Origin of the sequence: Dokdonella sp., assembly GCF_039926425.1 — a bacterium.
Taxonomy (GTDB): Bacteria; Pseudomonadota; Gammaproteobacteria; order Xanthomonadales; family Rhodanobacteraceae; genus Dokdonella_A.
Genome location: NZ_JBDSWZ010000089.1, coordinates 15,535 through 28,546 on the forward strand (window position 1 = coordinate 15,535; position 13,012 = coordinate 28,546).

Here is a 13,012-nt window from a genome sequence, read left to right on the forward strand (position 1 = left end):
AAAATCCGAACGCTGCGATGACTTCATGAACGATGATTCAAGAGATGGCCCACCGTGGTCCCGAGACACGGCAACGTCAAACCAGGATATTTCGCCACGACGTGAGCATTGCTTCACCCCCCGCGCTCGCCGCGATCGCCGAAAGCTTTCGCCCATCGCCAACGTGCAGAAACTCAATCGAAAGATCCGCACGTGGCAGCGCGTTCCCGCCACGTTCGGGCCATTCGATCAGTAGCAGCGTTTGCGGACCGCACAAATCGGCCACGCCAAGCCATTCGAGCTCAGCGGCGTCGGCGATGCGGTAGAGATCGAGGTGATGGATGTCCAACGTCCCTGCGCGGTACGACTCGATCAGGCTGTAAGTCGGGCTCTTGATGCGATCGTGGATGCCCAGTTCAACAAGCAGCGCGCGCGCGAACGTTGTTTTTCCCGCACCCAGATCTCCGCTCAGGTGGATGACGCCGCCGGACTGTGCGCCGCGCGCGAGCTGCGCGGCCAGCGCGACCAGTTCACGCTCGTCGACCGTTCCGGTGTTGAACCTGGTCAGTCCGCGCGGCGTCTGACTCATCGCGGCAGTCCGTTCGCGAGATGTCGCAACGGCGCGAACAGATCACTGGCAATCAAGCCGCGCGGCGCATCCCCTGCGGCCAGGTCGCCTGCGCGTGCATGGAGTGCGACGCCGAGCCGCGCGGCGTCCCATGCAGAAAAACCTTGCGCCAGAAGCGCTGCAATCACGCCCGTCAGCACATCACCCATGCCACCCGACGCCATGCCCGAATTGCCCCAGGGGCAGACGTCGACAACGCCCTGCGGATTCGCGATCAGGCTGCCCGCACCTTTGAGGACGACGACTGCGCAGTAGCGGCCTGCGAGTGTTCGTGCAGCGGCGTAGCGATCACGCTGGACCGTCGCAGAGTCGCATCCGAGCAAACGCGCCGCCTCGCCCGGGTGCGGCGTCAGCACGAATCCCTCGGTGAGCGCCTGCGGCGACTTCGCCAGCAGGTTGAGTGCGTCCGCATCAACCACCGTCGGCTTGACACCTGTGATGACTGCATCGAACAACGACTGCCCCCATGCGGTTTGTCCGAGTCCCGGACCAATCGCGATGACGCTCGCGCGTTCGATCAGCGAGGCGAGATCGGCGGCGCTCTCGACGCCATGCGCCATCAATTCGCAGCGCGCCGCATTGATCGCTGTGACATTGGACGTTTGCGTCGCGACACTGACCAGGCCCGCTCCGCAACGAAGCGCCGCTTCGCCACTCAGTCGGATCGCGCCACCCATGCCGAAGTCGCCGCCAATCGCAAGCACATGTCCAAAGGTCGATTTGTTGGCATTGGCGGACCGTGGCTTCAACAGGCCCCAGATCGCGTGATCCAGCACATTCGCATCGGCCGTTTCGTCCACGAATGCGTCACCGGGAAGTTGCAGGCTCGCGAGGGTCAGCGCGCCGCAGCAATCGGCCGCATCGGCCGTGAATTGGCCGCGCTTCCACGCGATGAAGCTCACGGTCTCCTGCGCGCGGATCGTGCTGCCAAGCCGACATCCCGTATCGGCATCGAGACCGGAGGGCACGTCGAGCGATAGCACCGGTCGTCCGAGTGCGTTGATTTTCCCGATCAGCGCGGCGGCGACACCTGCCACAGGCCGCGCAAGGCCGATACCGAACAGCCCATCGACGACCACGTCTGCGTCTGGCAGCTCTTCGACTCCATCGGCGTCGATCACGCGGCCGCCTGTGGAGACAAATGCCATGCGTGCGCGCAACGCATCGACGCCGGACGCGCCCGTCAGCGCCACTGCAGCGACATGAAAGCCGGCCTTGCGCGCAACTGTTCCGAGCACGTACGCATCGCCGCCGTTGTTTCCGCTGCCGGCCAGCAGCAACAGTCGACCGGCGCCCGGCCAGCATTCGCGCAACCGCCCGAACGCTGCGTGCGCTGCGCGCTCCATCAACTCGAATGCGGGCACATGCAGCCGCTCGATCGCGTTTCGCTCGATCCTGCGCACCTGAGCGATGGTATACAGAGCCCTCACGCGGCAATCAGCGTCCATCGGCCAATTATAGGTCGACGCCGTGCACACTATCCGTTCCGCCCGGCACCGATTCCGTACGCATGGCCATCGCCTCCGAGATCAACGGCAAACCCGTCGACGGCCGCGCGCTCGTCGATGAGATCCGACGCCAGGGTGTGGAACTGGGTTTCCAGCATGTCGGCATCACAGGGGTCGATCTCGCCGATGACGAAGTCCACCTGCTGAACTGGCTCGACGAGGGCCTCCACGGCGAGATGGAGTACATGAAGCGGCACGGCACCCGCCGGAGCCGCCCCGTCGATCTTCGACCAGGAACCCTGCGGGTGATTTCGGCGCGAATGGATTACGCACCTGCTGGACTTTCCGGCGCGTGGGACGTGCTCGCCGACGGCGAGCGCGCCTATGTGTCGCGCTATGCGCTGGGGCGCGACTACCACAAGGTTCTGCGCGCACGCCTGCAGACGCTGGCCGATCGCATCGCCGAATTAACCGGACCCTTCGGCCACCGGGTGTTCACCGACTCGGCACCCGTTCTTGAAAAGGCTCTCGCGCGCAACGCGGGGCTCGGCTGGATCGGCAAGCACACGTTGTTGCTCAGCCGGGACGTCGGCTCCTGGTTCTTTCTCGGCGAAATCTACACCGACCTTGCTCTGCCCTGCGATTCGCAGGAAACACCTCACTGCGGAACGTGCACCCGATGCATCGACATCTGCCCCACCCAGGCAATCATCGCGCCGTACAAGCTCGACGCGCGTCGCTGCATTTCCTATCTGACGATCGAATTGCGTGGATCGATTCCCGAGGATTTGCGACCGTTGATTGGCAACCGCGTGTTCGGCTGCGATGATTGCCAGCTCATCTGTCCGTGGAACAAATTCGCGCAAAGCACGCCGGAAGCGGATTTCGCGCCGCGCCACGGCCTGGAGACCGCGAGCCTGGCAGACCTGTTTGCGTGGACCGAACAACAATTCCTCGATCGCACCGAGGGAATGGCAATTCGGCGAACCGGCTACGACGGCTGGTCGCGCAACATCGCGGTGGCGCTCGGCAACGCGCCATCCACACCCGCCGTCATCGCAGCGCTGCGATCCCGAGAGAACGATCGCTCTCCGATCGTCCGCGAACATGTGCAATGGGCGTCGCACGAACACGCACGCAAGGAGCGCCAATCATCGATTTCCGGCTGAGCACCCGGCCGGACGAATGCGCGCTCACGCGGACTGTTTGGCGATTGCGCGGCTGGTGCGCGTCATCTTGTTGTGACGATCGACATAAACGAGTTGCGGCGTGTGCGTTGCTGCTTCCGCGTCGGAATACACGCCGTATGCACAGATGATGATGATGTCGCCGGGCTGTGCTCGATGGGCCGCCGCGCCGTTGATCGAAATGATCCCCGATCCTTCATCGCCGCGAATCGCGTATGTCGAAAACCGCTGGCCGTTGTTCACGTTATAGATGTGGATCTGCTCGTATTCCACGATGCCGGACAGATCGAGCAGGTCGCCATCGATCGCGCAGGATCCTTCGTAGTGAAGTTCGGCCAACGTGACCGTTGCGCGATGGATCTTCGCCTTGAGCATGTTGAGGTGCATGGGAACACTCCGCGGATCGCGTGTTGTATTTCAGCAACAAACGTGAGCGCTCAAGTATACCAAAGCGTTGTGCGACTGCAGCAACAGACGCGCGAATGCCCGCATTCACGTGCCGCCAAGCCAAACTGGCGACGAAAACCAAAAAAAAACCCTCGCGCGATTTCCGCTGCGAGGGTCTCAATCGGAGTGACGATTACCTACAATGCGCCCTGTTGCCCAAGAGATCGTGCAACAACCGTTGCGAAATCCCCAAGACAGTGGGGAGAATACCACAGTCGGGCGAAATAGCTACAGGTCCAGCAACAAATTGTCGATGAGTCGTGTTGAACCGACTCGCGCGGCCGTCAACGCGACGAGCGCCGAGGTCGTTCCCGGCTCTGCAACGCGCAAGTCCTCCGCCCGTCGAACGACCGTGTAGTCCGGGACGAAGCCTGCAGCTTCTAGCCTGAGCGACGCTTCGCGCTCGACCGCTGCAATCGACATCGATTTCGTGGCCAGCTGTTGGCCGATCCACTGCAAGGTTGCGTGGATGGTGCCGGCCGCCTTCCGCTCGTCCGCCGTCAGGTACTGGTTGCGGGAACTCATCGCGAGTCCATTGGACTCACGCACGATGGGCGCTCCGACGATCTCGATCGGATAGCCCATGTCCTGCGCCAACCGACGTATCACCAGCAGTTGCTGGTAGTCCTTCTGCCCGAACACGGCAAGGTCAGGCCGGACGAGATTGAAGAGTTTCGCAACCACAGTCGCCACGCCGTCGAAGTGGCCCGGTCGAATCGCCCCCTCGAGAATATTGTCGAGAGCGGGGACGCTGACGCGCACCGCGTGATCGGATCCGTTCGGATACAGAACGTCGACAGCGGGCATGAAAAGAAGATCGCATCCGTGCGCCGAAAGGCCGGCCATGTCGGCGTCGGGCGTGCGTGGATAACGCGTGAAATCCTCGTTCGGGCCGAACTGGGTGGGATTGACGAACACGCTGGCGACGACGACATCGGAACGCGCGCGTGCAATGTCGATCAGGGAATGATGGCCGGCGTGCAGATTGCCCATGGTCGGCACGAGGCCGATGCGCTGGCCGCTGCGCGCCGCTGCGGCGACCCATGCATGCAGCTCGGACGTGCGTGTGACGATTTCCATCCGCATCTCAGTAACTGTGTTCGGCTGCCGGAAATTCGCCGCTGCGCACCGCGGCGGCGTAGGCTGCGATCGCACCGACCACGGAATTCGTGCCGGCAAGAAAATCGCGTGTGAATCGCGGGCGTTTGCCCGAGGTCATGCCGAGCAGGTCGTGCACCACCAGGATCTGCCCATCGCAATCAACGCCGGCACCGATGCCGATTGTCGGAATGCGCAACGATCGCGTGATGTCGGCCGCCAGCGCCGCGGGAACACACTCGAGCACCAGCATGTCGGCGCCGGCATCCTGCACCGCCAACGCATCCGCCTTGAGCCGCTCCGCAGCGACATTGCCCTTGCCTTGCACACGGTAGCCGCCGAGACGGTGTACCGATTGCGGGGTCAAGCCGAGATGGGCGCACACAGGGACCTCGTGGCGCGTCAGCGCATCGATCACCTCGCAAACCCATCCTGCGCCTTCCAGCTTCACCATCGCGACGCCACCCTCGCCCAGCAAGCGCGCAGCATTGGTCAGCGCAATGGCGGGATCGCGAAAGCTCATGAAAGGCAGATCCGCAACGAGCAACGCACGACGCAGACCTCGGGCCACGCACGCGCTGTGATAAACCATCTGGTCCATTGTCACCGGCAGTGTGCTGGAGTGACCTTGCACGACCATGCCGAGTGAATCGCCGACGAGGACGAAATCGACACCCGCCTCGTCTGATCGCGCCGCGAGACTTGCGTCATAGGAGGTGATCGACACGATCTTTTCCGCACGACGCTTGCGGTCGTGCAGGTCCGGGACGGTGAGCGCAGGGCCGCTCGCAACGGTGCTGTACATTCGAGTCGACAACCGACGTGACAACGGATCGGCATTATTCCCCGCGCGGCCGAGCGACCTCAAGCAACTTCATGCGATCGGCAGGCAATCCCGGGTATCGATCCGTGCGAGCAGCGTTGAAACCGCACCGATACCGGGTATTGCGAGGTCTGCCGCAATTTCGGCCAGCGGCACCAGAACGAAAGAACGTTCTGCAATGTGCGGGTGTGGCAGGCGAAGTCCCGGCTCGTCGACTTCGGCGGTTCCGTAGCAGAGCAGGTCGAGGTCGATGACGCGCGGCCCCCAACGCTCACCTCCGCGGCGGCGGCCTTGAGCGTGCTCGATTTCGAGCAATGCGTCGAGCAGCGCTCGGGATTGCAACGAGGTTTCAAGCTCAGCCACCGCGTTGACGAAAGCGGGCTGTTCGACGCCGCCCCACGGCTTGCTTCCATACAGCCCGGAATGGGAAACCATGCGGCTCTGCGGCAGCGCAGCCAGCGCAGCCAGCGCGCGCTTCACCTGATCGACTGGACCGCCGAGGTTGCTGCCCAGACCGACGAATGCGCGCACCGGCTGTGGGTCAATCGCCACTTTCCTGCGACGTGGCAGCGCCGCCGGACGGTTTCGGCTTGCGCCGCCGGCGCGGCCGTTTGCGTGCAGGAGCCAGCGGAGTCGTGTCGGCCGACGCCGGCACGGCCGCAAGCCGCGCGGCCAGCTCGTCGTGTCCAACCTGCTGCGCTTCCGTCCACCAGTTCGCAAGCTCGGTGAGTTGGGGAGAACCTTCGGCGCGCAACACGAGGAAATCGTACGCCGCCCGAAAGCGCGGATGCTCGAGCAGCTTGAATGCACGTTTGCGTGTGCGTTGCGTGAATCGCGGTTGCAGCGACCAGATTTCCTCGATCGTCAATGTGAAACGACGCGGAATCGCCACGCGCGCCGCCTGCTCGCGCAAGACGCGATCGACCGCGTGGGTCCATGCGGAAGCGACGTCGGCGCCACCGTCAGCCAACGCCTGCGCAGTGACGCGCATCGGTTCCCACAACATCGCGGCGAACAGAAATGCCGGCGTGACCGGCTTGTCTTCCCTCACCCGCGCATCGGTGCTGGCCAATGTCTGCTCGACCAGTCGACGAAAATGCGCAGCGCCTCCGCCGGCCAGCACGCGAGCCGTCGCCGGAAAAACATGCTCCAGCAAGCCGTGGCGTTCGAGCATGCGAAAACTCTTGAGGCCGTAGCCGCCGAGGAACAGCTTCAGCGATTCGTCGAACAGTCGGGCTGGCGGCGCTTCGGAAAGCAACGAGCCAAGGGTGGCGAAAGGCGCCGCGGTGTCCGCCTCGATCTCGAACTCCAGTTTTGCGGCGAGTCGCGCCGCGCGCAGCATGCGCACCGGATCTTCCCGATAGCGCAATTCGGGATCGCCGATCAACCTCAACGTTTTGCTCTCGAGATCGGCCATCCCACCGACCGAATCACGCACGCTGAAATCCGCGATGTCGTAGTACAGGGCATTCACGGTGAAATCGCGGCGCACCGCGTCTTCTTCGAGGGTGCCATACACGTTGTCGCGGATCAGACGTCCGTCAACCTGATGCCGATCGCCGCTGCCATCGTCACTGCTGCCGCGAAATGTCGCGACCTCGACGATTTCGCGGCCGAAAACGACATGGGCAAGGCGAAACCGTCGTCCAATCAGGCGGCAGTTGCGAAACAATGCGCGCACCTCTTCCGGGGTCGCATTGGTCGCGATGTCGAAGTCCTTCGGATGTCCGGTCAGCAGCAGGTCGCGCACGGCGCCACCGACCAGAAACGCCTGATACCCCGACTCGTGCAGACGATACAGCACACGCAATGCGCCGGCGGAGATGCTCTTTCGCGAAATCGAGTGCTCGGCTCGCGGAATGACGCGGAACGACCCCTGCGGTGACATCAATTGTTCGCTCCGTTCCACATTCATTCCTGGCAAGTACTCCCCCGGATTGCCGCACGTTACCGATTCGTTATACTACGCGGCTCGTCAATTCCAAAACTTCGCTCCCTTCGTCTAGTGGTCCAGGACACTGCCCTCTCAAGGCGGGAACACGAGTTCGAACCTCGTAGGGAGCACCACTTCGATCCATCGTCGAACGTTCGATCCAACAGCGGTCTTTCGTCGCCCCACCCATTCTTCCAACGCACGCCAGGCCGCCGCCATGCCCTTCGTCGTTACCGAGAACTGCATCAAGTGCAAGTACACCGATTGCGTCGAGGTGTGCCCGGTCGATTGTTTCCACGAGGGTCCCAATTTCCTCGTCATCGATCCCGAAGAGTGCATTGACTGCACGCTGTGCGAACCGGAATGCCCCGTCACCGCGATATTCCCGGAAGACGATGTGCCCGGCGGCCAGGAGGCGTTCATCGCGTTGAACGCCGAATTGTCGAAGGGGTGGCCGGTGTTGACGGTTCGCATCGACGCTCCCGCCGACGCGAAGGACTGGGAAGGCAAGCCGGACAAGCTGAAGCTTCTGGAGCGCTGAAGCGCGCAGCCGCGCGCTTGCAGAGCACCGGCACGCGGGTGAGCGTGCAGGCGCGGGATCCAATCAGGGCAAAGGCCGGTCAGGACAAACGCTGGCGCAACGCTGCCAGAAGCGACCGGGCCGCGTCCTGCGATGCCGCATCCGCAGGGCCTTCCACGGCGACCTTGCTGCCGGATCCATCGATACTCACGCGAACGACCAGACGCACCTTCGCCGCGACTTTGCGGGTCGCGTGTCCCAACGTGATCGCGCGCTTGAACCATCCCGCTTTCTGCGTCGTCTGACCCGTCGTTTCAACGGTGAACGCATGTGCGGGCTGATCGCGTTCCAGCAATGTCGCCGTACCGGACCGTTCGATCGCAAGGCCCACGCGCGTCCACGCGCTGTCCACGCTGTCAGCAATACTGAATCCGTCGCCCCCGATCGGCGCGCCAGACGCGATCGACGCAGCCGGCGGCTGCGTGTCCGGTGACGATGATGTCGTGGACGGCGATGCCACCGAGGCCGACGATGACGCCGATGATGGGGTTCCAGCCTGCGGAATCGTCAGAGCGCCACTGCTGCTCGGCGTGTCGAGATCCGGCGGAATCTCCAGCGGTCGATCCTGCGCGGATTTTCGATAGGCCGTGTCGTCACGTCCGAAATGCTTGTGAACGAACCCGCAGCCTGAGAGGGACACGATCGCGACCAGCACGGTCGGCAGCGCAAAAAGATTTCGTCTCACGGATGGCATCCCTTTATAGGTCATCCGCATAGTCTACCCGACTGCAGGCGCGGCCTCGACCAGACCCAGCGCTGCCATCGCGTCGAATCCGGCGGCGCGATGGCTGGCCGAGAGCTCGACCAGCGGCAGGCGCAGATGCGCGTCGCCGATGCCGACTTGCGCGAGGCACCATTTGACCGGAATCGGATTGGGCTCCGCCGACAGATGTTCGAACAGCGGAGTAAGGCGCAGCAGCAGTGCCGCGGTCGCCTGCGCATCGCCGGACCCCGCCAGTTCGCACATCTGTGCGATCTCGCGCGCCGCGATGTTCGCGGCAACCGATATCAAGCCGTCGGCGCCGCAGCGAATCGCTCGCGCCGCCGTGGCATCGTCGCCGGAAAGAACGACGAAACCCGCGCTCCGTAGACCAAGCAGCGCAGACATCCGATCGGGCTCGGTTGATGCTTCCTTGATCCCCACGATGTTGCCGTGGCGCGCGAGCCGCTGCACTGTGGCAGGCTCGATGTCGCACGCAGTCCGCGACGGGACGTTGTAGAGGACGACCGGAAGTCCTCCACGGTCGGCGATCTCGCTGAAGTGCCGATACATGCCTTCCTGGGTCGGTCGGACATACGCAGGCGCCGCCACCAGCGCAGCATCGACACCCGCATCGCGCGCGCGCAAGGTCTGCTGAACCGTTTTTCGCGTGGCCGACATCCCCGTCCCGGCGAGTACCGGCACACGGCCGGCCACGCGCGCCACTGCAAATTCCAGCAGCGTGGAAAATTCCATGTCATCGAGTGCGGCCGCTTCGCCCGTCGAACCCGCGGCAACCACCCCGCGGGTGCCGCCGTCCAGCTGACGTTCGATCAGTCGACCAAACGCCTCCAGATCGATCGCATCATCATACGAACGGAACGGCGTGGCCAATGCGCAGAGGCTTCCGGACAGGATCAAGGCGAGACCATACTTTCAGAGATGCACGATGGTACTGGTCGGCCTCGATACGCGTCCATTCAACCGGGCGGCTAGAAACGACACCTCCGCAGCCATCGTCGCGTACGACGCCAGCCACGCGCATCGCGGACGACTGGTCGCGCGGAGTCTGCTTGCGACCCCCCGGGCCCACCAGTATTCTGGCAGTGACGGACATCGACAGTCGATGCCGGCATCGACGGGATCAGCAAAACGTGAAGCAAGCAGGAAAGCAGGCCACGAGCGACAGCGCAACGCGACCTGCGTCGACCGACAACTATCTGCTCATCAGTGCGTTCAGTTCAGCGGCGCAATCGCCGCTGGTCGCCATCAGCAAGCGCATCTCCGAATGCGGCTGCAACCTTGCAGAAGCCCGGGTCTCGACGCTCGGCAACGAACTGAGCGTGCTCGCACTCGCACAGGGCGCGTGGGACGCAATCGCGAAGCTCGAGAACGGGCTGGCGCGACTCGACCGCGACGGCGAGCTGCGCCTGACCCATTTTCGCACCAGCGCCAAGCAGCAGCAGTCCAACCTGTTGCCGTATGTGGTGGAAGTCGTCGCGGCGGACAAGCCCGGCGTGCTGTTTCAACTCGCCGAATTCTTCGCGCAGCAGAACATTTCCATCGAACAGCTGCACTCGACCCGTTATCGCGCGATGCAGACAGGAGCCGACATGTTTTCGGCGCAGATCACCATCGGCATTCCGACCACGACGCACATCGCCGCGTTGCGCGACGACTTCCTCGAGTTCTGCGACGGACTCAATCTCGACGCGATCATGGACCCGATGAAATTCTGATGTCGACGTCGCTCGGCACAAAGGTTCCCGAACTTTCCGGCATCACCGAAAGCGGAGAACCACTGACGCTGTCGCAACTTCGCGGTGGGCACGTGGTGGTCTACTTCTATCCGAAGGACAACACGCCCGGCTGCACCCGCGAGGCCGGGGATTTTCGCGACCTGCGCGCGAAATTCCAGAGTCACGGCTGCACGATCATCGGTGTTTCGCGTGATTCCGTTGCTTCGCATGGCCGATTCCATGGCAAGCATGAACTCGGCTTTGCTCTGATCGCCGATACGGACGAGGCCTGGTGCCGTGCGTTCGATGTCATCGGCGACAAGATTCTCTATGGCAAGCACTACACGGGAGTGATCCGCAGCACCTTCCTGATGGATCCCGATGGGATCCTGATCGCCGAATGGCGCAGTATCAAGGTGCCGGGGCATGCGGCTGCGGTGCTTGAGCGACTCACGCACGCGTGAAATCCGCGACCCATCGATCGTTCTCCCCATTTGTTCATCGCAGCGGCGTGCGCAGCCGCCCGTTCGTCCCCTTCAACGAGAGCATCGAATGACCCGAGGCAAGCGAATCTACGTGCTCGATACCAACGTGCTGATGCACGACCCGACGTCGCTGTTCCGTTTCGAAGAACATGATGTCTTCATCCCGATGACGGTGCTTGAAGAACTCGACGCCGCCAAGAAAGGCATGTCGGAGACATCGCGAAACGCCCGCCAGGTCAGCCGCTTCCTCAACGAACTCGTCGTCTCCGGAAACGGTCGCCCCATCGAGGAAGGCCTCGATCTGCGTATGCCGCAAGGCCTGCAACTGGACCGGAAACCGAAAACCGGCCGACTGTATTTCCAGACCACAGCCTACGTTGCATCCGACAAGAGCGCGCGGCGCACGCTGCCCGACAACCTGATCCTCGCCTCTGTCGTCGCATTGCGCGAAGCGCGGCCGAAGGAAGCCGTGGTGCTGGTGTCCAAGGACATCAACCTGCGGATCAAGGCGAAAATCCACGGCATCACCGCCGAGGACTACGAGAACGATCGGGCGCTCGACGATTTCAGCCTTCTGTACAACGGGCTGGCCGAATTGCCCGCGAACTTCTGGGAGCGCCATGGTGAGCTGCGCTCGTGGTCGGAACGCGGCCGCACGTTCTACGAGGTCAAGAAGCGCAAGGACGAGGATTGGCATCCCAATCAAAGCCTGTACCTGCCGGGCGACGACGATGTCGAAATGCGAGTGCTCAAGCTCGATGGAACGAAGGCGACCCTGCAGATTGTCGACGACTACCGCCTCGGCGCCTCACATTCGGTCTGGGGCATCCAGGCGCGAAACCGAGAGCAGAATTTCGCGCTCAACGCGTTGATGGATCCGGAGATCGATTTCGTCACGCTGCTCGGTACCGCCGGCACCGGCAAAACCCTCCTCGCGCTGGCTGCCGGGTTGGCACAGGTCATGGACCAGCAGCGTTACCGAGAAATCATCATGACGCGAGCGACGGTGTCGGTTGGCGAGGACATCGGCTTTCTGCCAGGCACCGAAGAGGAAAAGATGACGCCGTGGATGGGCGCCCTCACCGACAATCTCGAAGTGCTGACCAATCCACAGGAGGGTGGCGCGTGGGGACGCGCGGCGACCAACGATCTGCTTGCTTCGCGGATCAAGATCCGCTCGATGAACTTCATGCGCGGTCGAACGTTCCTGAGCCGCTACGTCATCATCGATGAAGCGCAGAACATGACGCCCAAGCAGATGAAGACCCTGATCACGCGCGCGGGGCCGGGCAGCAAGATGATCTGCCTCGGGAACGTCGAGCAGATCGATACGCCCTATTTGACCGAGACCACATCGGGCCTGACCTTTGCGGTCGACCGCTTCAAGGATTGGGAACACAGCGCGCACATCACTTTGCGTCGCGGCGAGCGTTCTCGTCTTGCGGACTACGCGTCGCAGATGCTCTGACACACGATGTCCGGGCTTGCACCGCAGGCCCGGATTCGTCAGAAGCGCAGAAGCCAGCTTGCTTCGAACTCGAACTGGCTCGCGGTGCCGTCGCTTCGCGCGACGTACGACGGCATCAGAAGATAGTACGGCGCCGTTGCATAGCTCGCAGAGAAACTGAGATTTGATCGATCTCCGAACCCACGTGACCAACCGAGCGACACCGTATCGTTTGCCGTCGCCGACGCCAACGCACGCTCGAGCAGTTTCGACGTGGGCACGGGTTGTTGACGCGTCGTGTAGCGAAGTTGCACCGCGCCGATGGCGGCGTCGCGCAACGTCCAGCCAACGCTGTAGACATCGAGGTCTTTCCACGCAAACACCGGGCTGCCACTGTCGCCCAAGAGCGCCAGGAATCGTGTCGGCAAACCCGAGCTGGCGAACGGTGTGATCGCGCTGTACATCACGCGTTGAACGCCGATGTCGACGCCGAACGCCGGCGTCACTGCGTAGCTGAG

At 63.0% G+C, this 13,012-nt stretch carries 15 protein-coding genes and 1 tRNA gene; 6 read left to right on the plus strand and 10 right to left on the minus strand.

Features of this window, described 5'->3' with window-relative positions; translation table 11 throughout:
- Window positions 1–76: 76 nt before the first annotated feature.
- The gene (gene tsaE / locus ABIV12_RS05855) at window positions 77–568 is read right to left on the minus strand and encodes a tRNA (adenosine(37)-N6)-threonylcarbamoyltransferase complex ATPase subunit type 1 TsaE (RefSeq protein ID WP_348057210.1); all 492 of its coding nucleotides are present in this window, start codon (window positions 566–568) and stop codon (window positions 77–79) included.
- Complete coding sequence (locus ABIV12_RS05860; RefSeq protein ID WP_348057212.1) at window positions 565–2,055, minus strand: NAD(P)H-hydrate dehydratase; 1,491 nt, start codon at window positions 2,053–2,055, stop codon at window positions 565–567. The genes tsaE and ABIV12_RS05860 overlap by 4 nt, the downstream gene beginning before the upstream one ends.
- Before the next feature lie 62 nt (window positions 2,056–2,117).
- Here ABIV12_RS05860 and queG point away from each other — a divergent pair, with 62 nt between their 5' ends.
- Window positions 2,118–3,224, plus strand: coding sequence for a tRNA epoxyqueuosine(34) reductase QueG (gene queG / locus ABIV12_RS05865; RefSeq protein ID WP_348057214.1), 1,107 nt, complete (start codon window positions 2,118–2,120; stop codon window positions 3,222–3,224).
- Window positions 3,225–3,248: 24 nt separating this feature from the next.
- On the opposite strand, the gene panD is transcribed toward queG, so the two are convergent.
- The 5 genes from panD to pcnB all read right to left on the minus strand — a co-directional run bounded on the left by panD (window position 3,249) and on the right by pcnB (window position 7,525).
- Window positions 3,249–3,629 (minus strand): aspartate 1-decarboxylase, encoded by a 381-nt coding sequence (panD, locus tag ABIV12_RS05870; protein ID WP_348057216.1) that lies wholly within the window; start codon window positions 3,627–3,629, stop codon window positions 3,249–3,251.
- Window positions 3,630–3,917: 288 nt separating this feature from the next.
- On the minus strand, window positions 3,918–4,769 hold the full coding sequence (gene panC, locus ABIV12_RS05875) for a pantoate--beta-alanine ligase (RefSeq protein ID WP_348057218.1): 852 nt from the start codon (window positions 4,767–4,769) through the stop codon (window positions 3,918–3,920).
- 7 nt (window positions 4,770–4,776) lie between these two features.
- Window positions 4,777–5,592, minus strand: coding sequence for a 3-methyl-2-oxobutanoate hydroxymethyltransferase (gene panB, locus ABIV12_RS05880; protein ID WP_348057220.1), 816 nt, complete (start codon window positions 5,590–5,592; stop codon window positions 4,777–4,779).
- A gap of 69 nt (window positions 5,593–5,661) precedes the next feature.
- The gene (gene folK, locus ABIV12_RS05885) at window positions 5,662–6,141 is read right to left on the minus strand and encodes a 2-amino-4-hydroxy-6-hydroxymethyldihydropteridine diphosphokinase (RefSeq protein WP_348057222.1); all 480 of its coding nucleotides are present in this window, start codon (window positions 6,139–6,141) and stop codon (window positions 5,662–5,664) included.
- 10 nt (window positions 6,142–6,151) lie between these two features.
- On the minus strand, window positions 6,152–7,525 hold the full coding sequence (pcnB, locus tag ABIV12_RS05890; protein WP_348057224.1) for a polynucleotide adenylyltransferase PcnB: 1,374 nt from the start codon (window positions 7,523–7,525) through the stop codon (window positions 6,152–6,154).
- Window positions 7,526–7,601: 76 nt separating this feature from the next.
- Here pcnB and ABIV12_RS05895 point away from each other — a divergent pair.
- A tRNA-Glu gene (locus ABIV12_RS05895) sits at window positions 7,602–7,677 on the plus strand.
- An 83-nt stretch (window positions 7,678–7,760) separates the two neighbouring features.
- Complete coding sequence (gene fdxA / locus ABIV12_RS05900) at window positions 7,761–8,084, plus strand: ferredoxin FdxA (RefSeq protein ID WP_348057226.1); 324 nt, start codon at window positions 7,761–7,763, stop codon at window positions 8,082–8,084.
- A 79-nt stretch (window positions 8,085–8,163) separates the two neighbouring features.
- Here fdxA and ABIV12_RS05905 read toward each other — a convergent pair whose 3' ends face one another.
- Both ABIV12_RS05905 and dapA read right to left on the minus strand, forming a co-directional pair.
- Window positions 8,164–8,808: a hypothetical protein gene (locus tag ABIV12_RS05905; RefSeq protein ID WP_348057228.1), complete on the minus strand. Its 645-nt coding sequence runs from the start codon at window positions 8,806–8,808 to the stop codon at window positions 8,164–8,166.
- Window positions 8,809–8,841: 33 nt separating this feature from the next.
- On the minus strand, window positions 8,842–9,744 hold the full coding sequence (gene dapA, locus ABIV12_RS05910) for a 4-hydroxy-tetrahydrodipicolinate synthase (RefSeq protein WP_348057229.1): 903 nt from the start codon (window positions 9,742–9,744) through the stop codon (window positions 8,842–8,844).
- 233 nt (window positions 9,745–9,977) lie between these two features.
- On the opposite strand from dapA, the gene ABIV12_RS05915 reads away from it, so the two are divergent.
- The 3 genes from ABIV12_RS05915 to ABIV12_RS05925 all read left to right on the plus strand — a co-directional run bounded on the left by ABIV12_RS05915 (window position 9,978) and on the right by ABIV12_RS05925 (window position 12,515).
- Window positions 9,978–10,562 (plus strand): glycine cleavage system protein R, encoded by a 585-nt coding sequence (locus ABIV12_RS05915; protein WP_348057231.1) that lies wholly within the window; start codon window positions 9,978–9,980, stop codon window positions 10,560–10,562.
- Complete coding sequence (locus tag ABIV12_RS05920; RefSeq protein WP_348057233.1) at window positions 10,562–11,026, plus strand: peroxiredoxin; 465 nt, start codon at window positions 10,562–10,564, stop codon at window positions 11,024–11,026. Before ABIV12_RS05915 ends, ABIV12_RS05920 begins: the two co-directional genes overlap by 1 nt.
- 88 nt (window positions 11,027–11,114) lie before the next feature.
- Window positions 11,115–12,515 (plus strand): PhoH family protein, encoded by a 1,401-nt coding sequence (locus ABIV12_RS05925; protein WP_348057235.1) that lies wholly within the window; start codon window positions 11,115–11,117, stop codon window positions 12,513–12,515.
- Between the two features lie 38 nt (window positions 12,516–12,553).
- Here ABIV12_RS05925 and ABIV12_RS05930 read toward each other — a convergent pair.
- A partial coding sequence (locus ABIV12_RS05930; protein WP_348057237.1) for a hypothetical protein occupies window positions 12,554–13,012 on the minus strand: 459 nt, incomplete at its 5' end.